18 protein-coding genes and 1 pseudogene are annotated in these 25,261 nt (G+C 67.5%); 12 read left to right on the forward strand and 7 right to left on the reverse strand.

What is annotated here, in order from left to right:
* Positions 1 to 146: 146 nt before the first annotated feature.
* From LCN96_RS48675 to LCN96_RS48690, 4 genes are all read left to right on the forward strand, one after another.
* Positions 147 to 3,806, forward strand: a complete 3,660-nt coding sequence (locus LCN96_RS48675; protein WP_225269198.1) for a multifunctional oxoglutarate decarboxylase/oxoglutarate dehydrogenase thiamine pyrophosphate-binding subunit/dihydrolipoyllysine-residue succinyltransferase subunit — start codon at positions 147 to 149, stop codon at positions 3,804 to 3,806.
* Between the two features lie 113 nt (positions 3,807 to 3,919).
* Positions 3,920 to 4,099, forward strand: coding sequence for a DUF6104 family protein (locus LCN96_RS48680; protein ID WP_080045373.1), 180 nt, complete (start codon positions 3,920 to 3,922; stop codon positions 4,097 to 4,099).
* A 130-nt stretch (positions 4,100 to 4,229) separates the two neighbouring features.
* Positions 4,230 to 5,033 (forward strand): DUF4097 family beta strand repeat-containing protein, encoded by an 804-nt coding sequence (locus LCN96_RS48685; protein WP_225269199.1) that lies wholly within the window; start codon positions 4,230 to 4,232, stop codon positions 5,031 to 5,033.
* On the forward strand, positions 5,030 to 5,770 hold the full coding sequence (locus LCN96_RS48690; protein WP_225269200.1) for a PadR family transcriptional regulator: 741 nt from the start codon (positions 5,030 to 5,032) through the stop codon (positions 5,768 to 5,770). The genes LCN96_RS48685 and LCN96_RS48690 overlap by 4 nt, the downstream gene beginning before the upstream one ends.
* A 75-nt stretch (positions 5,771 to 5,845) precedes the next feature.
* On the opposite strand, the gene LCN96_RS48695 is transcribed toward LCN96_RS48690, so the two are convergent.
* The 5 genes and pseudogenes from LCN96_RS48695 to LCN96_RS48715 all read right to left on the reverse strand — a co-directional run bounded on the left by LCN96_RS48695 (position 5,846) and on the right by LCN96_RS48715 (position 10,651).
* Positions 5,846 to 6,703 carry an oxygenase MpaB family protein gene (locus LCN96_RS48695; RefSeq protein ID WP_225269201.1) on the reverse strand — a complete coding sequence of 286 codons (858 nt, stop codon included), beginning with the start codon at positions 6,701 to 6,703 and terminating at the stop codon, positions 5,846 to 5,848.
* 73 nt (positions 6,704 to 6,776) lie between these two features.
* Positions 6,777 to 7,733, reverse strand: coding sequence for a zinc-binding dehydrogenase (locus LCN96_RS48700; RefSeq protein WP_225269202.1), 957 nt, complete (start codon positions 7,731 to 7,733; stop codon positions 6,777 to 6,779).
* 344 nt (positions 7,734 to 8,077) lie between these two features.
* Complete coding sequence (locus LCN96_RS48705) at positions 8,078 to 8,821, reverse strand: hypothetical protein (RefSeq protein ID WP_225269203.1); 744 nt, start codon at positions 8,819 to 8,821, stop codon at positions 8,078 to 8,080.
* Positions 8,822 to 8,867: 46 nt separating this feature from the next.
* Positions 8,868 to 9,032: pseudogene (locus tag LCN96_RS57570) on the reverse strand (PIN domain-containing protein); the annotation flags it as partial.
* A gap of 188 nt (positions 9,033 to 9,220) precedes the next feature.
* Positions 9,221 to 10,651 (reverse strand): acetyl-CoA synthetase, encoded by a 1,431-nt coding sequence (locus LCN96_RS48715; RefSeq protein WP_225269204.1) that lies wholly within the window; start codon positions 10,649 to 10,651, stop codon positions 9,221 to 9,223.
* A gap of 283 nt (positions 10,652 to 10,934) precedes the next feature.
* Between LCN96_RS48715 and LCN96_RS48720 the strand changes: the two genes are divergently transcribed.
* From LCN96_RS48720 to LCN96_RS48750, 7 genes are all read left to right on the forward strand, one after another.
* On the forward strand, positions 10,935 to 12,059 hold the full coding sequence (locus LCN96_RS48720) for a trypsin-like serine peptidase (protein ID WP_225269205.1): 1,125 nt from the start codon (positions 10,935 to 10,937) through the stop codon (positions 12,057 to 12,059).
* 335 nt (positions 12,060 to 12,394) lie between these two features.
* Positions 12,395 to 13,504, forward strand: coding sequence for a trypsin-like serine peptidase (locus tag LCN96_RS48725; protein ID WP_263657404.1), 1,110 nt, complete (start codon positions 12,395 to 12,397; stop codon positions 13,502 to 13,504).
* A 195-nt stretch (positions 13,505 to 13,699) separates the two neighbouring features.
* A complete protein-coding gene (locus LCN96_RS48730; protein ID WP_225269206.1) occupies positions 13,700 to 14,863 on the forward strand; it encodes a trypsin-like serine peptidase in 1,164 nt (387 codons plus the stop codon).
* Positions 14,864 to 14,989: 126 nt separating this feature from the next.
* The gene (locus LCN96_RS48735; protein WP_225269207.1) at positions 14,990 to 15,406 is read left to right on the forward strand and encodes a transposase; all 417 of its coding nucleotides are present in this window, start codon (positions 14,990 to 14,992) and stop codon (positions 15,404 to 15,406) included.
* Positions 15,407 to 15,854: 448 nt separating this feature from the next.
* Positions 15,855 to 17,456 (forward strand): trypsin-like serine peptidase, encoded by a 1,602-nt coding sequence (locus LCN96_RS48740; RefSeq protein WP_225269208.1) that lies wholly within the window; start codon positions 15,855 to 15,857, stop codon positions 17,454 to 17,456.
* Between the two features lie 434 nt (positions 17,457 to 17,890).
* Entirely contained in the window at positions 17,891 to 19,483 is a 1,593-nt protein-coding gene (locus LCN96_RS48745) for a trypsin-like serine peptidase (RefSeq protein ID WP_225269209.1), read from the forward strand.
* Positions 19,484 to 19,662: 179 nt separating this feature from the next.
* Complete coding sequence (locus tag LCN96_RS48750) at positions 19,663 to 21,207, forward strand: trypsin-like serine peptidase (protein WP_225269210.1); 1,545 nt, start codon at positions 19,663 to 19,665, stop codon at positions 21,205 to 21,207.
* A gap of 89 nt (positions 21,208 to 21,296) precedes the next feature.
* On the opposite strand, the gene LCN96_RS48755 is transcribed toward LCN96_RS48750, so the two are convergent.
* Positions 21,297 to 22,655, reverse strand: a complete 1,359-nt coding sequence (locus tag LCN96_RS48755; RefSeq protein ID WP_225269211.1) for a hypothetical protein — start codon at positions 22,653 to 22,655, stop codon at positions 21,297 to 21,299.
* A 279-nt stretch (positions 22,656 to 22,934) separates the two neighbouring features.
* Complete coding sequence (locus LCN96_RS48760) at positions 22,935 to 24,143, reverse strand: NAD(P)-dependent malic enzyme (protein ID WP_225269212.1); 1,209 nt, start codon at positions 24,141 to 24,143, stop codon at positions 22,935 to 22,937.
* Between the two features lie 263 nt (positions 24,144 to 24,406).
* Between LCN96_RS48760 and LCN96_RS48765 the strand changes: the two genes are divergently transcribed.
* Positions 24,407 to 25,261: an ABC transporter substrate-binding protein gene (locus LCN96_RS48765; RefSeq protein ID WP_225269213.1), complete on the forward strand. Its 855-nt coding sequence runs from the start codon at positions 24,407 to 24,409 to the stop codon at positions 25,259 to 25,261.

Here is a 25,261-nt window from a genome sequence, read left to right on the forward strand (position 1 = left end):
GAGGCGGGCGTGACCTCTTTGCACGGTCCTGAGAGGATCGTTCGAGGCGGCACGGGTCCTTCGGCGCGCGCTGCCAGTCCGGGCGAGTAGCCTTGGACAGGTTCTCTAACATCAACGCCGATCTGCGGAAGAGGGCGATTTCCGCCGTGTCGTCTGAGTCGTCGCGGACAAACCCGCTGGCAAGCTTTGGTCAGAACGAGTGGCTTGTCGACGAGCTGTACCAGAAGTACCTCCAAGATCCAGAGTCTGTCGACAAGGCCTGGTGGAACTTCTTCGCTGACTACAACCCTGATTACGGACCGGGCCGAACCCCGGTCAGGGAGGCGGCGAACGGCACGGTGACCGCGCCCGCCCCTCCCCAGACCCCCAAGGCGCCTCCCAAGGCTCCTGCCAAGACGCCGCCGGCGGCTGAGAAGCCGAAGCAGCCCGCCACCCCGGTGCCCAAGGGCGCCGAGGAGGTCAAGCTGCGCGGTGCCGCCGCGCGCACGGCCGCCAACATGGACCTGTCCCTGGCGGTCCCGACGGCGACCAGCGTCCGCGCCATCCCGGCCAAGCTGCTCATCGACAACCGCATCGTGATCAACAATCACCTCAAGCGGGGCCGCGGCGGCAAGGTCTCCTTCACGCACCTGATCGGCTTCGCGATCGTCAAGGCGCTGAAGGCCATGCCGGAGATGAACTACTCCTACGCGGAGATCGACGGCAAGCCGACGCTCGTCAAGCCCGAGCACGTCGGCTTCGGTCTGGCGATCGACGTGCAGAAGAGCAACGGCGAGCGCCAGCTCCTCGTGCCCTCCATCAAGGGCGCGGAGGAGATGGACTTCCGTCAGTTCTGGATGGCCTACGAGGAGGTCGTCCGCAAGGCCCGCGCCGGCAAGCTGGGCGTCGACGACTTCTCCGGCACCACGATCTCCCTGACCAACCCCGGCACGATCGGCACCGTGCACTCCGTGCCGCGTCTGATGCCCGGCCAGGGCACGATCATCGGCGTCGGCGCCATGGAGTACCCAGCCGAGTACCAGGGCGCCTCGCCCGACACGCTCTCGCGCCTGGCCGTCTCCAAGGTCATGACGCTGACCAGCACCTACGACCACCGGATCATCCAGGGCGCCCAGTCGGGCGACTTCCTGCGCCAGATCCACCGGCTGCTGCTCGGCGAGGACGGCTTCTACGACGAGATCTTCGAGGCGCTGCGGATCCCGTACGAGCCGGTCCGCTGGGTCCAGGACATCTCGGCCACCCACGACGACGACGTGGCCAAGTCCGCGCGCGTGATCGAGCTGATCCACGCCTACCGCGTACGCGGCCACCTGATGGCCGAGACCGACCCGCTGGAGTACAAGCAGCGCAAGCACCCCGACCTCGACATCCAGTCGCACGGCCTGACGCTGTGGGACCTGGAGCGCGAGTTCGCGACCGGCGGCTTCGGCGGCAAGCCGCTGATGAAGCTGCGCGACATCCTGGGCGTGCTGCGCGACTCCTACTGCCGCACGGTCGGCATCGAGTACATGCACATCCAGAACCCCGAGGAGCGGGCCTGGATCCAGGCGCGGGTGGAGAAGCCGCACAAGTCGCCCGAGCGCGACGAGCAGCTCAACATCCTGTCCCGGCTCAACACCGCCGAGGCGTTCGAGACGTTCCTGCAGACGAAGTTCGTCGGCCAGAAGCGCTTCTCGCTGGAGGGCGGCGAGTCCCTGATCCCGCTGCTCGACTCGGTGATCAGCGACGCCGCCGACGAGGACCTCGACGAGGTCGTCATCGGCATGGCCCACCGCGGCCGGCTCAACGTGCTGGCCAACATCGTGGGCAAGTCCTACGCCCAGATCTTCGGCGAGTTCGAGGGCAACATCGACCCGCGCACGGCGCACGGCTCCGGCGACGTGAAGTACCACCTCGGCGCGACCGGCACGTTCACCGCGCCGAGCGGCAAGACGATCACCGCCTCCGTGGTCGCCAACCCCTCCCACCTGGAGGCGGTCGACCCGGTCCTGGAGGGCGTCGTCCGCGCCAAGCAGGACCTCCTGGAGCGCGGCGAGGAGGGCTTCACCGTCCTGCCCGTCCTGGTCCACGGTGACGCGGCCTTCGCCGGCCAGGGCGTCGTGGCCGAGACGCTCAACCTGTCGCAGCTGCGCGGCTACCGCACCGGCGGCACCGTGCACGTGGTGGTCAACAACCAGGTCGGCTTCACCACCTCGCCCGCCTCCTCCCGCTCCTCGGTCTACGCGACCGACGTGGCGCGGATGATCCAGGCGCCGATCTTCCACGTCAACGGCGACGACCCCGAGGCCGTGGTGCGCGTGGGCGAGCTGGCCTACGAGTACCGCCAGGCGTTCCGCAAGGACGTCGTCATCGACCTCATCTGCTACCGCCGCCGCGGCCACAACGAGGGCGACAACCCCGCCTTCACCCAGCCGCTGATGTACGACCTGATCGACGCCAAGCGCTCCACCCGCAAGCTCTACACCGAGGCGCTGATCGGCCGGGGCGACATCACGGTCGAGGAGGCCGAGCAGGCGCTGCGCGACTACCAGGCCAAGCTGGAGCAGGCGTTCACCGAGACCCGCGAGGCGGCCAAGAAGCCGGCCGAGGCGGCCGCGATGCGGGTGCCCCCGACCGAGGTCGTCAAGTGGTCGCACGACGACACGCCGACCGGCATCACCCACGAGACGCTCAAGCGCATCGTCGACACCCAGCTCAACCTCCCCGAGGGCTTCACGCCGCACCCGCGCCTGGCGCCGGTGCTGCAGCGCCGCGGCCAGATGGTCGAGCAGGACGCGATCGACTGGGCGATGGGCGAGACGCTGGCCTTCGGCTCGCTGCTGATGGACGGCCACCCGGTGCGCCTGGTCGGCCAGGACTCCCGGCGCGGCACGTTCACCCAGCGCCACGCCGTCCTGGTGGACCGGATGACCGGCGCCGACCACACGCCGCTCAAGACCTTCAACCAGGGCACCACGAAGTTCTACGTCTACGACTCCCTGCTCAGCGAGTTCGCGGCGCTCGGCTTCGAGTACGGCTACAGCGTCGTACGCCCTGACGCGCTGGTCCTGTGGGAGGCGCAGTTCGGCGACTTCGTCAACGGCGCCCAGACGATCATCGACGAGTTCATCTCGTCGGGCGAGCAGAAGTGGGGCCAGAAGTCCTCGGTCGTGCTGCTGCTGCCGCACGGCTACGAGGGTCAGGGCCCCGACCACTCCTCCGCCCGGATCGAGCGGTTCCTCCAGGTCTGCGCGCTCGACAACATGACGGTCGCGCAGCCCACCACCCCGGCCAACTACTTCCACCTGCTGCGCTGGCAGGTGGAGTCGGAGCGGCACAAGCCGCTGGTGGTCTTCACGCCCAAGTCGCTGCTGCGCCACAAGGCGGCGACCTCGAAGGCGTCCGACTTCACCGCGGGCTCCTTCCAGCCGGTCATCGGTGACGCGACGACCGAACCGGGCAAGGTCACCAAGGTCGTGCTCACCTCCGGCAGGCTCTACTACGACCTGGCGGCGCACCGCGACAAGTCGGGCCGCGACGACGTCGCGATCGTCCGGCTGGAGCGCCTCTACCCGTTCCCGTCCGAGGAGCTCGGCGCCGAGCTGGCCCGCTACGGCGACCAGGTGGAGCTGATCTGGGCGCAGGACGAGCCGGCCAACATGGGCCCGTGGCCGTACCTCACACTCAAGCTGGCCGAGGACCCGCAGACCCTGAGCGGCCGGGCCATCCGGCGCGTGTCGCGCACGCCGAACAGCTCGCCGGCGACCGGGTCGCACAACTCGCACGACACGGAGCTCGAGGAGATCCTGCACCAGATCTTCGGCTGAGTCACCGGCTTTCGAGCCCCCGGCCCGCGCACCTTCGGCGGCCGGGGGCTCCTTGCTGCTCAGGCAGGCTAAAGTGCAGGCCGGGTGCCTGCTGCAACTGTGAATGGAGAGCGATGTACTTCACCGATCGGGGGATCGAGGAGCTGGTCGAGCGGCGTGGCGAGGAGGAGGTGAGCCTGCTGTGGCTGGGCGAGCGGCTGCGCGAGTTCGTCGATCTGAACCCCGAGTTCGAGACCCCCATCGAGCGGCTGGCCACCTGGCTGGCGCGCCTCGACGACGACGAGGACGACTGACGAGCCCCGCCGCGCGGCCGGGCCGGGAAAGCCGTAGTCTCGAATAACGCGATACATCTTGAGTTTCCCATAGACGCGACATATCGTGACTTGTGGAGAGTTGGTGTCGCCACGAGAGGGGCGGGGGAGCATGCAGCAATGGACGATCGACGAGCCGGGGCAGCTGACGTTCGGTGAAGTGGAGACGCTGGACGTCCGCATCGTCGCCGGCCGCCTCGACGTGCTGGCCAGCGACGGCCCACCGACCCTGGAGGTCGCCGAGATCCTCCAGGAGTCGCCGCTCACCGTGACCTACGACGAGGCCACCAGATCGCTCACCATCGCCGACCGCGACCTCACCTGGGACGGCGTGCTCGGCTGGCTGCGCCGCGAGCGGCACCGCACCGTGCTGTCCATCGCCGTGCCCAGGACCTGCAAGGTCAGGGCCGGCGTGGTGTCCGCGCCCGCCGTGCTGGCCGGCTTCGAGAAGCTGACGCACGTCAAGAGCGTCTCGGGCGACGTCGTGCTGGACGGGGTCAGCGGCGACGTCTCCGCCAACACCGTCTCCGGAGCCGTCGAGAGCCGGGCCATGGACGGCGACCTGTCGTTCGTCAGCGTCTCGGGCGACCTCACCGTCGCCGACGGCACGCCTCACCGGCTGAAGGCCAACACCGTCTCCGGCCGCATCACAGCGGATCTCGCCCTGCGGCCGACGGGTCACGTCACCTTCAACAGCGTTTCCGGTGACATCCTGGTCAGGCTGCCGGAGAACGTGGAGGCGGACGTCAGCATGAGGTCCACCTCCGGCAGGCTGGTCAGCACGTTCGAGGAACTGTCCAACGCGAGCAGCCCCGGCGCCAAATCGTTGTCGGGGCGGCTGGGTGGCGGCATGGCCTCACTGTCGGCCATCACGGTCTCGGGTGAGGTCACGCTGCTCAAGGGAGAGAAGGAATGAGCCCTGTCTTCGGTCACGGCCGGCTCCGGCTGTACCTGCTCAAGCTGCTGGAAGAGAGCCCGCGCCATGGCTACGAGGTCATCCGGCTGCTCCAGGACCGCTTCCTCGGCGTGTACTCGCCCTCTCCCGGCACGATCTACCCGCGCCTGGCCCGCCTGGAGGAGGAGGGGCTCGTGACGCACCAGGTGGTCGAGGGCAAGAAGGTGTTCTCGATCACCGACAAGGGCCGCGAGGAGCTGAACGCCCGGCTCGACGAGCTCGACGACCTGGAGCAGGAGATCTCCGCCTCCGTCCGCGACATCGCCCGCGAGGTCAAGGAGGACGTGCGCGACACCGTCAAGTCGCTGCGCGACGAGCTGACCCGGATGGCCAAGGACGTGCGCACGGGCGCGGCCGAAGACAGCCGGCGGCTGCGCGACCAGCAGAAGGAAGAGCTCAAGCGGCTGCGCGACCAGCAGAAGCGGCAGTGGATGGAGCACGCCTACCACTGGCAGGACGAGGGCGAGCGGATCTCCAAGGAGTGGCGCAGGATCTGGTCCCAGGTCTGGGCCACGCTGGGCGGCCCGCCCTCCAGCCGCGCGGATCTGGATGCCGAGCTGGGTGAGCTGCTCGCCGACTTCGTGGCCCAGGCGCGTGAGGAGGCTTCGGAGGCTCGGTTGACGGTGGAGAAGCTGGCGGAGTTGCGTACGACGTTGGATGACGCGGCGCGCCGCATCCACGACATCCTCGACCGCTGACCTCCGGGGCGGCACCGCGCCCCGGCCCGCCGCGGCGCCGCCACACCGGGGGCGCCATCCCGCCCCCCCGCACCACTACGCCGGCATGCGCTCCATCCGGCGGCGGTGCGAGTTCCGCACCGCCCTCCGGGCGTGGTAGGCGATCGGCATGTACCGCAACCGCTCAGGCAACCGCGGTGTCACCATCGCCACCGCATGCCCGAGATGCCGCAACCGCCGCTCCTCCCTGGCGGTCCACCGCAACCCGAGCTTCTCCCGAACGGCAGGCGGCAGGGTGCCAACGGTGACGAAGTAGTTGAACTCCCCCGCCCCAAACCCAACCGGCGTCCACAACCGCCGCAACGGAGCGGGCAGCCGGGGCGGCGCCGGGGTGCCGCGCATCACCGACAGCACGTCGAGCGCGGTCGCGTGCGCCTCCAGCCGACGGCTGACCATCTCCTCGAAGTACCGCCAGAACGCGTCCAGATCCGCGGGCATCTCCCGCTGGGGCACCCGCAGAATCGCGCCGAGCTGCCGCGACTCGGCATAGAGCCGCCGCTCCTGCGCCCGGGTGAAGGGCGTGCCGAAGTACCGGTTGAGCGCGATGAACCGCTCGAACAACGACAGGTGCACCCACGCCCAGGCCTCGCCGTTCAGCGCGTGGTAGTGCCTGCCCTGCTCGTCCACCCCGCCGATCGGCTTGTGCAGCTCCCTGAGCCGCCGCCCCTCGGCGGGCCCGTCGTCTCCGCCGTAGACCCACTTCTGCACGGAGGCGAGCGTGCGCTCCAGCCGCCCCCACGGGTCGTCCTTGTACGTGGAGTGCTCGGCGACCGCGGCTCCGACGGCCGGATGCATGGTCTGGAGGACCAGCGCACTGCCGGCCACCAGCAGGTTGCGGTACTCGCCGGCGGTGTCCCAGTGCATCGAACCTGGGCCGAAGGGCTCAACGTCCATGACTGCCTCCCGGGTGATACAACCCAATTCCTTTTGTATCACCCAGGAGGGCCGGAAGTAACCCTTCACTTATTCAGACGGTGAAGACGACCTTTCCGAAGATCTCCCCGGCGTGCATCGCGGCGAACCCGTCCCGCGCCTCGGCCAGCGGCAGCACCCGATCGATCACCGGCCGCAGCCCGGTCTGCTCCAGGAACACCGCCAGCCGCCCCAGCTGCTCCCGCGTCCCCATTGTCGTGCCGATCACGGACAGCTGCAGGAAGAAGACGCGGTTCAGATCGGCCGGCGGCACCGCACCGCTGGTGGCGCCGGAGACGACGATCCGGCCGCCGGGCTTGAGCGACTTGAGCGAGTGGTCCCAGGTGGCCTGCCCGACCGTCTCCATCACCGCGTCCACCCGCTCGGGCAGCCGCGCGCCCGGCTCGAACACCCGGTCCGCGCCCAGCTCCCGAGCCCGCTCCCGCTTCTCCTCGGAGCGGCTGGTGGCCCACACCCGGTATCCGGCGGCCCGCCCGAGCGCGATCAGCGCCGTCGCCACGCCGCCGCCCGCCCCCTGCACCAGCACAGTGGAGCCGGGCTGCAGCCCGGCCTTGTCGAACAACATCCGGTACGCGGTCAGCCAGGCCGTCGGCAGGCAGGCGGCGTGCTCGAAGTCCAGCCCGGCGGGCTTGGGCACCAGGTTCCGGCGCGGCACGACCACCCGCTCGGCGAACGTGCCGTCGTACACCTCGGACAGCAGCGAGCGCTTGGGGTCGAGCGTCTCGTCGGCCCCGGTGCCGATCACCGAGTGCACGATGACCTCGTTACCGTCCTCGTCCACGCCGGCGGCGTCGCAGCCCAGCACGATCGGCAGCCGGTCCTGCCTGATGCCGACGCCCTTGAGCGTCCACAGGTCGTGGTGATTGAGCGCGGTCGCCCGGACGGAGACGGTCGCCCACCCGTCCGGCACCTTCGGCTCTGGGTGCTCGCCCAGCGTCAGTCCGGCGAGCGGGTTGTCGGGATCGGTCTGTGTGGCGGTTACGGCGAACATGGCCGCACCTTACTTCAGCCCTCGCCCCCACCCCCGAACCACGCCCACCCCCACCATCACACCGCCCCGCACCGCGCCACGCACCCCGCACCGCTCCGCGCCACCGCACCGCCAAAGCACCGCCGGACCCGCCCTGCCCGCCTTGCCGCTCGCAACACAAACCACCACCCACCCGCCGAGGCCCCGGCAAGCAGCACCCTCACTTCATCGTGACCCGAATCCCAGACATCGCCTGCCTCCGGAACGACGCCGGCCCAGTAGCAGCCACCAGCACATCCCCCCGACAGACCATCTCGCCCCGCCGCCCCCGCCCCTCGATCGTCCCCGGCATCCTGGCCTGCTTCTCACAATCCGGCGTCGGCACCAACGCAACCATCTCCCCCCACCCCACCCCCGAACCACAACTGCGGCCCGATCGGCTCCCCCTGCGCGTACTCCCCCGCCTCCGCGAGCCGCACCCCACCCCGCCCCGTCAGAACGAGATACCCCTCCTTGGTCACCCGCCCCCTGAGATCCCCAGCCAGCGCAGTCCGCTGCTCGAACGTCAGCCCCTGCCCCCGGTCATACATGGCCACCCGCCACGGCCCGAAAGCGAACAACAGCACCTGCCCGTACAGCCCGCTACCGGCCTGCCGCGGCCAGAGCGTCACGTTCGGCCCGTAGCTCCTGAGCGGCCGCCCCCCACGCGTGATCTCGACCTCACCCCCGTAAGGCGCGACGAACTGCCGGAACATGCCGTCCACCCACCCCGCCCTGAACGGCCGCGACCCCATCTCGGCAAGCCCCAGCTCAGCCGGATACCGCACCTCGGCCCGCGCCCCGTCCGGGAACACCACCTGGATGACCTCGTCGCCGCCCTTCTTCCTGGCAGGCACGGTCAGCATGTTGGGCGCGCTGTCGAGCGTCGTCAGCGACCTGATGGCCCCGGGCGTCCGGCTCGCGACAGCCGTCTCCGGCCCTGGCTCGGGCTCCCGGCTGGCGAGCAGGCCGACAACGGGGATCAGCAGGAGCGCCAGAACCACCACCAGCCCGACCCACCGGCGACGGCCGCGCTCGCCTGCCTCGATGACGTCGAACTGGTCAGCCACGACGTTCCTAGCCGAGTAGTGCCGGCTTGCGCCCTTACGTCTCAGTTCAATTGAGCGGCGACCGCCAGCGCAAGCCCTGGAACCTGGCGAAGTCCTTGTCGCAGGTCACGAATTCACAACCGTGCTCGATGGCGAGTGCGGCGAGGTGAGCGTCGGGGATGAGCTTTCTTCGCGCGTTCGTCTCCCGGCACAGTCGGGTGAAGATCTCCCAGTGACGCTCCCCCGGGTGACGACGATGGCGTGCGGCTGGTTGCGCACCTGGTCGGCGAAGGTGAGGATGCGCTCCATGGAAGGCGGATCCTCATGGATGGCCTCGACGCTGAGAACCGTCCGCGTGTGGCATAAAATGTCAACGCCGGAGAGTAGTCATCCGATCACAGGCTTTGCACCCACTTTACGTCACCAGACGGCCACATTGAGCTTGCCATCACTGGACACCCGCACCTCCTCCCCCACCAGTTCCCGCCCCTTCGCCTCCACCAGCAACCCCGGCTCCTCCACCACCGCATAAGCCCGGCCCCCCGGCACATCCACGACCAGGAACCCCTTCTCGGCCACACCGTCCCGCCCGTGCGCCACCGTGTACCCCGCCACCACCCCCACCCCTTCGTACGAGCTCAAGAGCGCGACCTCCTTGCCCACATGCACCGGCCCCGCATCCCCCAGCCGCCCCCCTGGCTCGCTCGACCACACCGCGTACGTGTGCTTCGTCAGATGCATCCCCACCCCGGTCACCAGCCCGTGCCCCGACTGCGCCCGCAGCAGCCCCGCCATCGTCGCCGTCGAGTGCAGCACGTAGTCGCTGGCCGGCCCGCCCGCGTACGGCAGCCCGCCGGTCACGGTCAGCCCGCGCGGGTCCAGCGGGTCGAGCCCGATCGCGTCGCACGCCTGCCGCAGCGCGATCGCGAAGCAGCTGTAGAGGTCCAGCGCGTGCATCTCCTCCAGCCCCAGCCCCGCCCGCTCGAAGGCGGCCTCGGCGGCCTGGGCGATGGCGGGCGAGGAGCCGAGCGCGGGCCGCGTCGCCACCTCCCAGGTGTCCTCCGCGTACGCCCACCCGCGCAGGTACACCCGCCGGTCCGGTGGCACCCCCAGCCGGTCGGCCAGCTCCGAGCTGGCCAGGATGACGGCGGCGGCCTGGTCCACCTCCAGCACGGCCACCGTGTCCCTGGTGTAGGGCCAGCCGACGAAGCGGTCGCCGAGCTCGTCGGGGGTGCGGGCGGTGCGGCGCCAGGCGTACGGGTTCGCGGCGGCGACCTCGGTCATCGGCGCCATGATGCGGGCCCGCTCGCGCATCTCCTCCTCGATCGTGAGCCCGGCCGCCGCCCGCCGCGCGGTCTCCATGATCGGATAGGTGTGCACCGGCAGGAACAGCCCGTGCGCGAGCGCCGACGGGTGCGGCGGCCGCTCCCATCCGTACGGGGGCTTGGGATCGGCGGCGTGGCTCCACGGCACGTGCTCGCCCGCCTTCCGGTGCGCCCTGCGCGTGGCGAGCGCCTCGGCCCCGGCGACCAGGGCGCAGTCCAGCTCGCCCGCCGCGATCGAGGCCGCCGCGGCACCGATGAGCAGCTGCGGAGCCGTACCGCCGACCTTGGAGTAGACCTGGTGGCGCGGCGTGGCGCCGAGGCGCTCTGCCAGGCGGCCGACGGGCGCGTCGTACTGCCAGGAGTCGGTCCAGACGAGCTGGATCGAGTCGAGCCGTCCGACGGGCAGCCGCGCGTCGCTGGCGGCCTCCCGCGCCACGGACTCCCAGAGGTCGAGCGGCTCGGGCCCGGGCTGCTCGCGAATCGTGCGTTGTGCGAGACCGATGAGACAGGGGGTGCGAGGGTCCATGTCACAAGTCAACCAGAACATCGCTCGGTTGATAAGGAGTGGCGTTTGATAATTGGCGTTACCGCTGTGACAAGAGAAATTCAACCCGTACGCTGACCTGGGAAGATGCCAATTCAGAATACATGCGATTTTGCTATCTCTATAACGGAATGGAACCGGACCATGCTTTTTCACGTCGTTTCCTGGCCGCCGGATCGAGCCGTTCATTAACGTTCCGATCGTTTTCCTGGCCCACCGGGGCGCAGTACCCCGCTCTGGGCCGCCGAAAGCTGAGAGGAGCTCCATGTATTCCCGAGCAAGGCGCATCGCGATCCCCCTCGCCGGCCTCGTGGCCATCGGGCTGGCGGCGGGAATGGTCAGCGGATCCGCGGCGACCGCGACGACCGCACCCTCGGACGTCGTCTCCAAGAACTCGGCCACCCCGGCGGAACAGGCCGTCCAGTTCTGGACGCCGGACCGCGTCAAGCTGGCCACCGACCACAATGACGGCCTCGCCCTGTCCACCAAGGGTGTCAAGGGCAGCAACGACGCCCCCGACGGGCCGGCCGGCTCGGTCCCGCCGATCGGTGCCGAGAAGACCACGGCCAAGAAGAGCAAGCACGTCAACCTGCCGAACACGGTCGGCCGCGTCTTCTTCACGCTGCCCAAGGCCGACCCCCGCGACCCGCGGAACTGGCGCTACTGCTCGGCCAGCTCCGTGCAGAGCAAGTACCGCAACCTCGTGGCGACCTCCGCCCACTGCGTGTACGACACCAAGAAGAACACCTTCTACGACAACTGGATCTTCATCCCGTCCTACTGGGACGGCGACAAGGTCTGGAACGGCAAGGCTCCCTACGGCATCTACGCCGCCAAGACGTTCAACGCGCACGACGACTTCGTCGTGAAGGAGGACTACGACTACGACTACGCGTTCGTCAACGTCTTCAACGGCATCAAGGTCAACTGGGAGAAGGTCGACAACCGCTGGAAGTGGACCGTCAAGAACGTCGGCCGCCTCGGCGACAACGTCGGCGGCCAGGGCTTCACCTGGAACCGGAGCACCAAGCTGAACGTGTTCTCGTTCGGCTACCCCGCCGGTGAGCACCCCGACGGCGACAAGCCGTACACCGGCCGCACGATGAAGTACTGCTACGGCAAGACCAAGGCGATGCCCGAGGCCAAGAAGTACAACCTGCAGGAGCACATCGGCTTCAAGTGCTCCTTCACCGCCGGCGCGAGCGGCGGGCCGTTCATCTACAACTACAAGAGCGCGTCGCGCACCGGCTACCTGGTCGGCGTCAACAGCGTCGCGTGGGACACGGACGGCAACGACCGCTACGACCACATCTCCTCGCCGTACTTCAACACCGACACCTACAAGGTCTACAAGGCCGCCGCCAACCGCTGGACCGGCAACTGGCGGTGATCGGCAGCACCCCCGGCCTCGGCTCCCAGGGGAGCCGGGGCCATCCCCTGGACGGAATGCGAGGGTGCGCGCCGACGTGGCGTACACCACTGGAACGAACGAATGCGGCCGCGAATGCACGCGAATTCCCTGTACACAGATCCTCCACAGATACGCGTCTGACCTGCGGAAACGTGACCGACTAATGATCATTTACACGCTTCTGCCGCGTTCGGCTGACGGCATCCTTATGGTTCACGATGCACTCTTGATCAGGTAACGAATCTCTATCCAAGCTGCAATACCGTCTGTACATCTGGAAAAATCCACCCTTACGACCCCAAGAAAGGCATTTCATGATCCCCCGAGCCAGGCACTTCGTGGCCGCTGCCCTCAGCAGCGCGCTGCTGATCGTGCCTGCCTTCACGGGGATCGCCCACGCAGCCTCCGCCGCCGCGGTCGACAGCAAGGTGTACGCCGTCCCGCTGGCCAAGACCATCGCGGAGGTCAAGCGGGTCGCCGACTACTGGAAGCCCGAGCGCCTGCAGAAGACCGATCTGTCCACCCCCGCCACGCCCGGCTCCGGCGCCGCCGCCTCGACGACCTCGTCGGGCGCCGCCGCGGGCCCCGCCGCGCCCGTCGCAGCCGTCAAGCGCACGACCGCCGCGGCCGGCGTCGCCCCCGCGCTGCCCCGCAAGGGCACCGCCGCCAACACCATGGGCAAGGTCTTCTTCCGTTTCGGGGACAAGGAGTACTGGTGCTCCGCCAGCGCGGTCGCGGCCAAGAACCGCAGCGTGGTGGCCACCGCCGGGCACTGCGCCTACGACTCGCGCACGGCCAAGCCCGCCGACTACTGGATCTTCGTCCCGAACCCGGGCCCCAACGGGAGCGCTCCCGACGGCATCTACGTCGGCGCCTCGATCAGCCTGCACGAGGACTGGTCGGGCAAGGGCGACTACGACTTCGACTACGCGTTCGTCACCGTGCACCGCGGCTTCACCTGGGCCGCCAAGGACGGCGCGTACGTCATGCAGGACATCGGCCGCCTCCAGGACAACGTGGGCGGGCTCGGCCTGGAGCTCAACAAGAAGCCCGGCACGTACACCGTCACAGCGTTCGGCTACCCGGCGGGCCAGCAGCCCGACGGGACGCACCCGTTCGACGGCAAGACCCTGCTGAAGTGCCGGCCCGGCAGCACTCGCTACACCGTCGCCCCCGGCCGGGACCTGCAGAAGGGCGTCGAGCTGACGCCGTGCGACTTCAGCCCGGGCGCCAGCGGCGGCCCCTGGGTGATCGGCTACGACGACACCCGCAGGCTCGGCAGCCTGGCCGGCGTCAACAGCCTGACCTGGAACAGGGACGCCAAGGGCCGCTACGACTCGGTGTCGGCGCCCTACTTCGACACCACCACCGGTGAGGTGTACCGACGCGCCGCCGGGCTCACCACCCTGCCAAATGTGACCTAAGTCATAGCAACCATTCGATCACTGGAAGTGATCAGGGGCTTCCAGGTCTCGGTAAGGTCACAGCGCGCTTTGGAACGCTGACAGGATCTACCGGTAATACACACGATCAGAGTCAAAGCTGTAAGTTCCGGGCTGTCCGTTTGCTGAGTTTGAAGGTGCACAACGCGCCTCATGTCAGCGCAACCTGGAGTTACCTTGAAGCGAATCCTTCTTCCCGCCGGCGGAGCCCTCCTGGCCACCGGCCTGCTCGCGAGCGGCCTGTCCGGCACCGCGCAGGCCGACGGCGACGTCGCCCACGACCCCATGGCCCGCAACAACTCCGCCGCCGTCTCCGTCGCCTCCTTCTGGCTGGCCTCCAACGGTGCCGCGCTCCGGTCCGCGACCCAGTACACGTGGGACTCCAACGAGGTGCGGAAGGTCGTCTCCAAGGGCGGCGCCGACCCCGACGGCCGTCCCGGCATGACGGCCCCGACCGGCGAGTCGAAGTCGACCGGCAGCGCCCAGAACATCAACCTGCCCAAGACCGTCGGCAAGGTGTTCTTCGTCGACGGCTCCGGCAAGTTCCGCTGGTGCTCGGGCACCGCCATCCAGTCGAACTACCGCAACCTGGTCGCCACGGCCGGCCACTGCGTCTACGACACCGACAGCAACAGCCCCACGATGGACAAGTGGGTCTTCGTCCCCGGCTACTACCAGGGCAAGGCTCCGTGGGGCATCTACGTCGGCAAGCAGGCCTTCACCCACTACGACTTCGACACCTACGAGGACTACGACCGCGACTACGCGTTCGTCACCGTCTACAACGGCATCACCTCGAACGGCGTCAAGCAGGTGGACCGCAGGGACTTCGAGCGCTTCACCGGCCCGAAGCGCTCCTGGGGCGGCCGCTACTACATCCTGCTGTCCAAGGACGCGGGCCGCCTCGGCGACAACGTCGGCGGCCAGGGCTTCGCCTGGAACCAGCCCACCGGCAAGCCCGTGCGCGCCTTCGGCTACCCGGCCGCCCCTCACCCCGACGGCAACAAGCCGTACAGCGGCGTGACGCCGAAGCACTGCTACGGCAGCACCACCGCCAAGACGGTCGGAGCCTCCTGGCTCAAGATCGAGGAGCACATCGGCCTCAAGTGCGCCGTGACCCCGGGCTACGACGGCGGCCCGTGGCTCCTGAACTACAGCAACGCCAAGCGCCTCGGTTACGTGAACGGTGTCACCAGCACCTTCGCCGACCAGGACGCCAACGACCGGATCGACTACATCACCTCGCCGTACTTCGACGGTGAGACCGCCGCTGTCTACAACGCGGCCAAGAACGTGTGGTCCGGCAAGATCGTGGGCCCGAACGGCGAGCTGTACAAGTAAGCCCTACCAGGGGAAAGGCGAGGGCCTCGGGTGCCGAGGCCCTCGCCTTGTTTTCTGACCAGGTGGCTCACGAAGATCTTTCTTGGTTCAACTGACAGACCGTGTTTGCCTTGTCACGATGGGCGCATGCGTCGCGATGATCTGACGGACGCCGAGTGGGAACGGGTGGCCACCCTCCTCCCCCAGACCGGCCTCCACAGCAACCGGACGACCGACGACCGCACCGTGCTCAACGGCCTGCTCTACCAGGCCCGCACCGGCGTCCGCTGGCGATACCTGCCCGACCGGTACGGCTGCTGGGTCACCATCTACAAACGCCATCGCGCCTGGCTCGCGGACGGCACCTGGCAACGCCTCGCCCTGGCCCTCCACACCGCCGACCCCACCCCCCGCCGAGCCGGCCCGGCCGCCCTGGACCCCATCCGCAGCCACCCCCTGGGCTCCCCCGGCTCACCCCCCGACCCCTCCCCGCTCAAGGACTCAGCGGTCCTGGCCAGCCTCCAGGCCCTGCTGGGGCACACGGTCAAGCCGAAGAACCACTGACCCGAACTCCACCTCTCCACAGCCCGCCGACGACATGTCGGCGGGCCTTTCTCGTGCGCCAGAAGCCCGATGAGACCGGGATTCTGAACGCTCTGAGGCCGAACCTGAAGATCTCCTGTGAGAAACGGGCGAAGTTAGACGGAGTTGGTTCCCATCTGGTTCCTGTGATCTGAGTCACGTTTACCCGACTACTCACAGTGCTCGCCCGCTAACGGCACTTTCGTCCCAGCAGCAACTTCCCCTACATACCCAGCAAAAACATCACGCGACGATCACGACGCGCGAATGTCTCTGACAAGTCACGGAAAGGTAACGGCGACAAGGGTGCCTTCCGGATCACCCAAAGCGGGTTTCACCTGCGGAGATCACCACGCTATGTTCCTTGCTATCCCTTTACTGACGCATGGGACGCAAGTTGCGACCCACGACAGAGCAAGGAGCAGTTCCCTTGAAGCGCATCCTCATCCCCGCCGGTGGCGCCCTCCTGGCCACCGGTCTTCTGGCCGCTGGTCTGGCCGGTACCGCTCAGGCCGACGACACCGTCGCCAAGGACGCGATGGCGACGAGCGCGGCCAACGCCAAGGCCATCGCCCAGTTCTGGGCGGAGAACAACGGTGCTGCCCTCAAGGCCGCTACCGAGTCGAACGTCTGGGACAAGGCTGACGTCGCCAAGCTGCAGAGCAAGGGCGGGTACAGCTCGGACACCAAGCCGGGCTCGACCGCTCCGACCGGCGAAGAGAAGAAGACGACCTCCAAGGTCCAGAACGTCAACATGCCGAAGACCATCGGCAAGGTGTTCTTCGTCAACAGCAAGGGCGAGAAGAAGTGGTGCTCCGCCACTTCGATCCAGTCGCAGTACCGCAACCTGGTCGCCACGGCCGGTCACTGCGTGTACGACACGGCTGCCAACACGGACGTCATGTCCAAGTGGGTCTTCGTCCCCGGTTACTACCAGGGCAAGTCCCCCTGGGGCATCTACGTGGGTAAGCAGGCCTTCACCCACTACGACTTCGACGTCTACGAGGACTACGACCGCGACTACGCGTTCGTGACCGTCTACAACGGCGTTTCCATCTCCGGCAAGACCACCAAGGTCACGCCGAGCGAGTACAAGTCGCACGTCGCCAAGGGCGGCGTCGGCTACGTCAAGGAAACGACGATCACGAAGGAAGAGTTCGAGGCCGGCTACGACAAGTACGGCGAGGCGGGTCCCTTCAAGTCGAAGGTCGCCGACCCCAAGGTCGAGACGGTCGCGAAGCCTGCCGACGTGACCGCGTCGAACGTCGACGACTACATCAAGGGCGAGGGCCCCACCAAGGGTGTCCAGCTCACTGGTGCGGAGGTCTACAAGTCGCAGTACAACGCGGCTGGTACGGGCTTCGACAACGGCGCGAGGTTCGAGCGTCTGAGCACCGAGGTGCCCATCAGCAAGGAGCAGTACGACGAGCTGAAGGCCGCCAAGGGCGACGGCAAGTTCATGGGCGAGGTCCGCGCCCAGCTTGACGCCAACAAGAACGAGATCGCTTGGTTCAAGCAGCAGTTCTTCATCAAGAAGTGGGTCAAGACCACCGTTCAGATGAAGTACTGGGTCGAGGACTACTACGTCGTCGACATCGCCGGCAAGGACGCGGGTCGCCTCGGCGACAACGTCGGTGGCCAGGGCTTCGCCTGGAACCAGCCGACCGGCAAGGCTGTTCGCGTGTTCGGCTACCCGGCCGCTCCTCACCCCGACGGCAACAAGAACTACACCGGCGTGACTCCGAAGTGGTGCTACGGCAACACCACGAAGAAGCTGGTCGGTTCGGCTGCCAAGAAGATCGAGGAGCACGTCGCCCTCAAGTGCGCCATGACCGAGGGCGCCGACGGTGGCCCGTGGCTGTACAAGTACAGCAACGCCAAGCGTCTCGGCTACGTGAACGGTGTCACCAGCACCTTCAACGACCAGGACAGCAACGGCCGCGTGGACTACATCTCGTCGCCGTACTTCGACGGCGAGACCAACACCGTCTACAAGGCCGCCGCGGCCTCGTGGTCCGGCAAGATTGTCTGAAGTAACGGATAGCGACCGGGCATAGCCTGTTCGTTAACCGCTACAAGCGAAGGGCCCGGCATCCTGCCGGGCCCTTCTGCGTTCCGCCCCGAATGTGAAGGCTTTTGGACGCATGGGACGCTCAGACGGTGCCATCAATCAGATGTGATCTGCGTCACACCCTATCGGCAGACGGAACCGAGAGGACGCCTCAGCCCCGAGAGCCACACTGACAACTTCCTTATGTTGATCAGGGCAAACGGCACGGAGGTCGGCTTTCCTCAGCTCCTGCGCATCAGCCACTTAAACATCACAGAACGATCACGACCGGCTTGTCCCATCTTTTCCTCTCAAAGCGGCTACCGGACTTCAAGATCGACACTGTATGTTCCTGGCTATCCCTTTACTGACGCATGGGACGCAAGAGGCGTTCCACGACAGCGCAAGGAGTTACCTTGAAGCGCATCCTCCTTCCGGCCGGTGGCGCCATTCTGGCCACTGGTCTGCTGGCCGCTGGTCTGGCCACCACCGCCCAGGCCGACGACACCGTCGCCTCGGACGTCCTCGCCGCTGAGGCGAAGGCCATCGAGACCCTGGAGTTCTGGACCGCGTCCAACAACGCGGCCCTGAAGAACGCCGTGGCCTTCAACCCCGACGCCCTCGAGGTCTCTCAGATCAAGAGCGGTGGCGGTTACAGCGCGGACACCAAGCCGGGCTCGACCGCGCCCATCGGCGAGGAGAAGAAGACCACCGTCAAGGTTCAGAACGTGAACCTGCCGAAGACCATCGGTAAGGTTTTCTTCGAGGGCCGTGACGGCAAGCTGTACTGGTGCTCCGGCACCTCGATCCAGTCGCAGTACCGCAACCTGGTCGCCACGGCCGGTCACTGCGTCTACGACATCGCCGGCAACGACGAGGTCGTGTCCCGCTGGGTCTTCGTTCCGGGCTACTACCAGGGCAAGGCTCCTTGGGGCGTCTACGTGGGTAAGCAGGCCTTCACCCACTACGACTTCGACGTGTACGAGGACTTCGACCGCGACTACGCGTTCGTCACCGTGTACGACGGCATCGGCGGTGTCCTGAACAAGGAGACCAAGGTCACCCCCAGCGAGTACCGGGCGCACGTCGCCAAGGGTGGCAAGGGTTACGTCAAGGAGACCCCGATCACCGCTGCGGAGTTCGCCGCGGGCTACGAGAAGTACGGCGAGGCTGGTCCGTACAAGTCGGCCGCTGCTGACCCCAAGGTCGAGTCGGTTGCCAAGCCGGCCGACGCTGCGCAGAAGATCGAGGACTACATCGCCACTGGCGTCAACGGCATCAAGCTGGTTGGCGTCGAGGTGACCGAGTCGGTCTACAAGAACGCCACGTCCGGCCTGGACAACGGGCAGAAGTTCGAGCGTCTCTCCAACGAGGTTCCGGTCTCGCAGGAAGAGTACAAGAAGCTCGTGGACGAGAAGGGGGACGGCAAGTTCCTCGGCTCCCTGCGCGTGGTCAAGGACGCCAACGGCACCGAGACCGCTTGGTTCAAGACGCAGTACTACGTCAAGAAGTGGATCAAGTCCACCGCTCAGGTGAAGTACTGGGTCGAGGACTACTTCGTCGTCGAGCACGCCATCAAGAGCGTCGGCCGTCTCGGTGACAACGTCGGTGGGCAGGGCTTCGCCTGGAACCAGCCCTCCGGCAAGTACGTCCGCACCTTCGGCTACCCCTACGGCCCGCACCTGGACGGCAACAAGCCGTTCACCGGTGTGACGCCGAAGTGGTGCTACGGCAAGACCGCCAAGAACGCCCTGCTGATCCCCTCCAAGAAGGTTGAGGAGCAGCAGTCGCTGAAGTGCACCGTCACCGCCGGTTACGACGGTGGCCCGTGGCTGTACAAGTACAGCAACGCCAAGCGCCTCGGCTACGTCAACGGTGTCACCAGCCTCATCGCCGACACCGACAAGAACAACCGCTACGACACGATCACCTCGGCGTACTTCGACGGTGAGACCGCTGCGATCTACAAGGCCGCTGCGGCCGTGTGGTCCGGCAAGCTCGTCAAGTAAGTACCTGACTGATCGTGAACGGCGACTTGTTCGACGTTCAAGAGCAGTAACCAAAGGGCTCGGCATCCAGCCGGGCCCTTTGGCCTTTCTGGTGAGAAATCTGGCGATTGCCCTTACCAGAGTGACCTAAGGGTCGATAGGGTCTTGACACCCTTTTTGACATACTGTGGAGCCTCCCTTTGAAGCGCCTGCTCATCCCCCTCGCCGCCGCCGGCCTGAGCGCCGCCGTACTCGCCTCCCCGGCCACCGCTGCCCCGCACTGGGCGCAGGACGACCTGCAGCCCAAGCCTGCCGACGCCTACGGTGCCGCGGCTTTCTGGCTCGACGCCAACGGAGCCGCCCTTCGCAAAGCGACCCAGTACAACCTCGACTCCAAGGACGTCCCCAAGCTCGTCACCTCGGCCGGCAAGGGCGCCACTGACGGCAAGCCGGGCATGACCGCCCCCACCACCACCGGCAAGGCCACCGCCAGCAAGAACGTGAATCTGCCCAAGACCATCGGCAAGGTCTTCTTCATCGACAAGGCGGGCCACTACCGCTGGTGCTCGGCCACGTCCATCCAGTCCAGGAACCGCAATCTGGTCGCCACCGCCGGGCACTGCGTGTTCGAGAACGGCAAGGACGAGGTCTACCGCAAGTGGATCTTCGTGCCCGGCTACTACCAGGGCAAGGCTCCGTGGGGCGTCTACGTGGGCGCCTACGCCTTCACCGCCTACGACCTCGACACCTACGACGACTACGACGGCGACTACGCCTTCGTCGCGGTGCACAACGGCTTCGCGCTGGCGGGTCAGAAGGAGGTCGTCAAGAGCGAGTTCCACGCTTGGGCCGGTGACAAGTGGGTCAAGCACGAAGAGATCAAGAAGGACGAGTACGACGCCGGCTTCGAGAAGTACGGGCCCGCGGGGCCGTACTGGTCGAAGGACTTCGACGTCACGCCCGAGAAGGTCGCGCACAACTACTCCGGCGAGAAGATCCTGACCAAGGTCGAGGTCACCGAGTCCGAGTACAACAAGGCGCCGAAGGACACCGCCGCCGACGTCAACGGCGAGCAGTACGAGAAGGCCGGCCCGAATCCCATCAGCCAGGAGGAGTACAAGAAGCTCGCGGCTGAGAAGGGCGACGGCAAGTTCCTCGGCAAGATCGAGGTCACCAAGGACGCCAACGGCATCGAGACCTCGTGGTTCGAGACCCGCTACTACGTCAAGCAGTGGGTGAAGGCGGGCAAGACGGTCCGCTACTTCCGTGACCACTACTACATCGGCATCGCCAAGGACATGGGCCGCCTCGGCGACGTCGTAGGCGGCCAGGGCTTCGCCTGGAACCAGCCCCTCGGCCAGCAGGTGACCGTCTTCGGCTACCCCAGCGCCCCCCACCCCGACGGTGACCGCCCCTTCACCGGTGTCACCCCCAAGTGGTGCATCGGCAAGACCGGTACCAAGAGCGTCCAGGTCAACACCTTCAAGGTCGAGACCCACCAGACGCTCAAGTGCTCCATGACCTTCGGCGCCGACGGCGGCCCCTGGCTCATGAAGTACAACAACAGCAAGCGCACCGGCTACGTCAACGGTGTCACCAGCCTGTTCGCCGACAACGACGGCAACGACAGGGTGGACACGATCAGCTCGGCCATCTTCGACGGCGAGACCGCCGACGTCTACAACAAGGCGAACTACGCCGAGACGAAGAAGATCGTCGGCCCCAACGGCGAGCTGCTGAAGTAACCCGCGATGGGCCCGGCAGGACCGGGCCCATCACCGGTGCTCACACGGCGGTCAGCTCACGCGTCCGCCCCCGCAACGCCGCCACGGTCTCACACAGCGGTCAGCTCACGCGTCCGCTCCCGCAACGCCGCCACCGACCGCTCATGCTTGTAAGGCTCCAGCCGCCGCCGCAGATCAGCCGCGTACGACCGCGACCGCACCGACTGAAGCTCAGCCGCCAACGTCAACGCGCTCCCCGCCACCGAGCACGCCTCCTCCAGCTCCCCGCACTGCAGCAGCCCAGCGGCCAGCAGCGACAGGTTGAACATGCGCCCCCGCACGTACCGGGAGTCCATGTCGAGCGAGCGCCGCGCCTGCCGCACCACCCGCTCCCCCTCCCCGAGGTCGCGGAAGCAGTGGGCGAACTTGGCCGACAGGTAGGCCTCGTCGAAGTAGCTGAGCCACTTGGGCTCTTCGGCGGGGTTGCGGGCGTCGAAGGCGCACTCGGCCTCGTGCAGGGAGTGGCCGCAGGAGCGGGCGTCGCCCAGGCCGGCGTGCGCGTGGGCCTCCAGGACGTGCGCGGAGGCCAGGAGTGTCTTGACCCCCGCCGTACGGGCCGCCATCTGGGCGGCTCTGGCGAGGTCGAGGGCGTGGGCCGGCTGGCCCATGTAGATGGCCTGGTGCGCCATGCCGGCCAGGATCTCGCCGCCCAGCGTCTGGTCGTCGGCGCCCCTGGCCAGGCGCAGGGCCTGGATCAGGTAGCGCTGGGCTAGGCCGTGCTGTTCCATGTCGTAGGCCATCCAGCCGGCCAGGCGGGTCAGCTCGGAGGCTGCCGCGGCGAGCTGCCTGCCGGTGGACTCGCCGTACGAGCCGTCCTTGAGGAGGGGGGAGACGGCGGTGTCGAGGTACTTGACCACGGACGACCGGACGCGTCCGCTGCCGAAGCGGTTGTCGAGCTCACCGAACGAGCGGGTGACCTCGTGGATGGCGGCGATGTCGGCGCGGCCCACCCGCCGCGTCCCTGTGCCGCTCGGGCGCCCCTCAGAGGGCGATGTCAGCCAGCGTACGGCTCCAACAGAGCCTGCTCCTATCGCGAACGTCGAGTCGATCAGGAACCTCCGTCTCTCCACATCGGCCCGCCACAGCGCCGTCACGGTCGCGACCCCCTCCTGCCAGGTGTGCGTGAACTCCTGTCCGAGATCGAGGGGTGTGATGACAGCCGGCATGCCCAGGTCCTCTGACGAGACGGGCCTGCCGAGCCGGAGCGCGAAGATCTCGGTGAGCAGGCACGGCACGGGATCGCGCGGCCGCTGACCTCCGATCCATCGCAGGACGGAGCTGTGGTCGTACTTCAGTCCCGGCGTGCCACGTGCGGCTCCCAGATCGTTGAGGCGCCTGGCCAATCCCTTGTGGGAAAACCCCGCCTCTGCGATGAGCTGCTGCAGCAGTCGATTCGGCTCGCGTTCCATCGCTCTCCTCGTCACAGGAGTCGGCGCCCACATCATTACAGAGAGCTACTGTTATAGCACCTTGCGTAAAGGATTTATGGCAGTTCCCAAAGGTCACCCGAACTCCATCCCACACCCCGGGCCCGTTCTGCGCATGATCAGGCGGACCCTGGCTCCTGGACGGGGATCTCAACTACCCGCGAAACGCCCGCGTAACCCGAAAGGCGGAGCGACCTGCCTCAGGACGGCGGAAATGGGTGAGCGCGGGCCGGAAAGGCACCGCGCCCGCCCTGCGGACCACTAGCGGCGCGCGACCCCGTCCGCCCGCGCCTGGGCGGCCACGGCGGCCGTCACGGCGGGCGCGACGCGCTCGTCGAAGGGGCTCGGGATGATGTACGTGGCCGAGAGATCGTCACCGACCACCCCGGCGAGCGCGTTGGCGGCGGCCACCTTCATGTTCTCGGTGATCGCGGTGGCCCGCACGTCGAGGGCGCCGCGGAACACCCCGGGGAAGGCCAGCACGTTGTTGATCTGGTTGGGGAAGTCGGAGCGCCCGGTGGCCACGACCTTGGCGTGCCTGGCGGCCACGTCGGGGTGCACCTCCGGCGTCGGGTTGGACAGGGCGAAGACGATGGCGTCGGCCGCCATGGACGCGATCGCCTGCTCCGACACGGTGGACCCGGACAGCCCCAGGAACAGGTCGGCGCCCGCCAGGGCCTCCTCCGTGGAGCCGGTGTGGCCCGCCCGGTTGGTGTCGCGGGCCAGCGCCTGCTTGACCGGGTTGAGGCCCTCTCTCCCCTCGTAGATCATGCCCTTGGAGTCGGAGACCGCGATGTCGCCGATGCCCGCCTCCAGCAGGATGCGGGTGACGGCGACCCCGGACGCGCCCGCGCCGGCCACCACGGCACGCAGGTCGCCCAGCGACCGGCCGGTCAGGCGGGCCGCGTTCTGCAGGGCTGCCAGCGCGACGATCGCGGTGCCGTGCTGGTCGTCGTGGAAGACCGGGATGTCGAGCAGGTCGCGCAGCCGGTCCTCGACCTCGAAGCAGCGGGGGGCGCTGATGTCCTCGAGGTTGATGCCGCCGAACGAGGGCGCCAGGCGCACCACGGTCTCGACGAGCCCGTCGACGTCGGTGCAGTCGAGGCAGATGGGCACGGCGTCGACGCCGGCGAACTCCTTGAACAGCAGGGCCTTGCCCTCCATGACGGGCATGGCGGCGGACGGGCCGATGTCGCCGAGGCCGAGCACGGCGGTGCCGTCGGAGACGACGGCGACGACGTTGGAGACCCAGGTGTAGTCGTCGGCCAGCGCGGGCTGGTCGGCGATGGCGGTGCAGACCCGGGCGACGCCGGGCGTGTACGCGAGCGCCAGGTCGTCGGCGTCGCGGACGGGAACGGTGGAGCGGATCTCGATCTTGCCTCCCCTGTGCAGGGCGAAGGCCGGATCGAGGTCGGACGTCTCGACGGATGCAGAAGCGGGCGTGGCAGCCACAGCGACCCCTGTAGTCATTGGTAGCGGAAGAAACCTTCGGCGGACGAGCGCGAGCGGGCTGGCTTCGGTAGCTGCCAGGATCCCCTCGCCGGTCGTCTGGTGAGGGGGTTCGGGGGTCACCCGTCTGTCCATAGTGCCACATGCTGAGATGCTGTTCGGTGTCGGTGATGACGCCGTTCTGTTGACGCATCGTTAAACGCCGAATGACGGAGCGCGGCAAAACCCCATCTAAACTGCACAAAACGCAAGTTTCATGGCATTTCACATCGAGGAGGCCGTACATGGCCCTCAGACCCCTGGGCCGCCGTGGGTACGCCGCCGGCGCGCTCGCTTTGACGGCTGCTCTCACGCTGACCGCGTGCGGCAGTGACACGGGCTCCGGCACCACCAGCGCCACCGCGTCCTCGGGCGCGGCCGCGGGTGTCAAGGTGGTGCAGCCCGGCAAGCTCACGGTCTGCACGAACATCCCGTACGAACCCTTCCAGTTCAAGGACGACAGCGGGAAGATCGTCGGGTTCGACGTGGACATCGTCGACCTCGCCGCGAAGAAGCTGGGCCTGACCCAGAACATCGTGGACATCGACTTCGCCGTGATCAAGAGCGGCGCGGCCATGGCGGCGGGCAAGTGCGACGTCGCCGCCGCGGGCATGACGATCACCGACGAGCGCAAGCAGAACATCGACTTCTCCGAGCCCTACTTCGACGCCACGCAGGCCCTGCTGGCCAAGAAGGGCACCGGCGCCACCTCGCTGGAGGACGTCAAGACCAAGGGACTCAAGCTGGGCGCGCAGGCCAGCACCACCGGCCTCGACTACGTCAAGAAGCAGGGCTTCGACCCCACCGAGTACGCCGACTCCGCCAAGGAGCTGCTGGCCCTGCAGGCCGGCCAGGCCGACGTGATCGTCCAGGACCTGCCCGTCGTGCTCACCTGGCTGAAGAAGCCCGACATCGCGGCCAAGTTCGAGATGATCGGCAGCCTCGACACCGGTGAGCAGTACGGCATCGGCCTGAAGAAGGGCGCCGACCCGACGCTGCTGAAGACGATCAACGAGGAGATCGCCGCGGCCAAGCAGGACGGCACCTACGAGAAGATCTACGTGAAGTGGTTCGGCAAGAAGCCTGGCGAGCTGGGCTGA

Source organism: Nonomuraea gerenzanensis, assembly GCF_020215645.1.
Taxonomy (GTDB): domain Bacteria; phylum Actinomycetota; class Actinomycetes; order Streptosporangiales; family Streptosporangiaceae; genus Nonomuraea; species Nonomuraea gerenzanensis.

Bases quoted from the DNA above. Each gene is read 5' to 3' on its own strand.
- LCN96_RS48680 (WP_080045373.1), top strand. From the start codon at position 3,920: ATGTACTTCACCGATCGGGGGATCGAGGAGCTGGTCGAGCGGCGTGGC.
- LCN96_RS48685 (WP_225269199.1), top strand. From the start codon at position 4,230: ATGCAGCAATGGACGATCGACGAGCCGGGGCAGCTGACGTTCGGTGAA.
- LCN96_RS48690 (WP_225269200.1), top strand. From the start codon at position 5,030: ATGAGCCCTGTCTTCGGTCACGGCCGGCTCCGGCTGTACCTGCTCAAG.
- LCN96_RS48695 (WP_225269201.1), bottom strand. From the start codon at position 6,703: ATGGACGTTGAGCCCTTCGGCCCAGGTTCGATGCACTGGGACACCGCC.
- LCN96_RS48700 (WP_225269202.1), bottom strand. From the start codon at position 7,733: ATGTTCGCCGTAACCGCCACACAGACCGATCCCGACAACCCGCTCGCC.
- LCN96_RS48715 (WP_225269204.1), bottom strand. From the start codon at position 10,651: ATGGACCCTCGCACCCCCTGTCTCATCGGTCTCGCACAACGCACGATT.
- LCN96_RS48720 (WP_225269205.1), top strand. From the start codon at position 10,935: ATGTATTCCCGAGCAAGGCGCATCGCGATCCCCCTCGCCGGCCTCGTG.
- LCN96_RS48725 (WP_263657404.1), top strand. From the start codon at position 12,395: ATGATCCCCCGAGCCAGGCACTTCGTGGCCGCTGCCCTCAGCAGCGCG.
- LCN96_RS48735 (WP_225269207.1), top strand. From the start codon at position 14,990: ATGCGTCGCGATGATCTGACGGACGCCGAGTGGGAACGGGTGGCCACC.
- LCN96_RS48755 (WP_225269211.1), bottom strand. From the start codon at position 22,655: ATGGAACGCGAGCCGAATCGACTGCTGCAGCAGCTCATCGCAGAGGCG.
- LCN96_RS48760 (WP_225269212.1), bottom strand. From the start codon at position 24,143: ATGACTACAGGGGTCGCTGTGGCTGCCACGCCCGCTTCTGCATCCGTC.
- LCN96_RS48765 (WP_225269213.1), top strand. From the start codon at position 24,407: ATGGCCCTCAGACCCCTGGGCCGCCGTGGGTACGCCGCCGGCGCGCTC.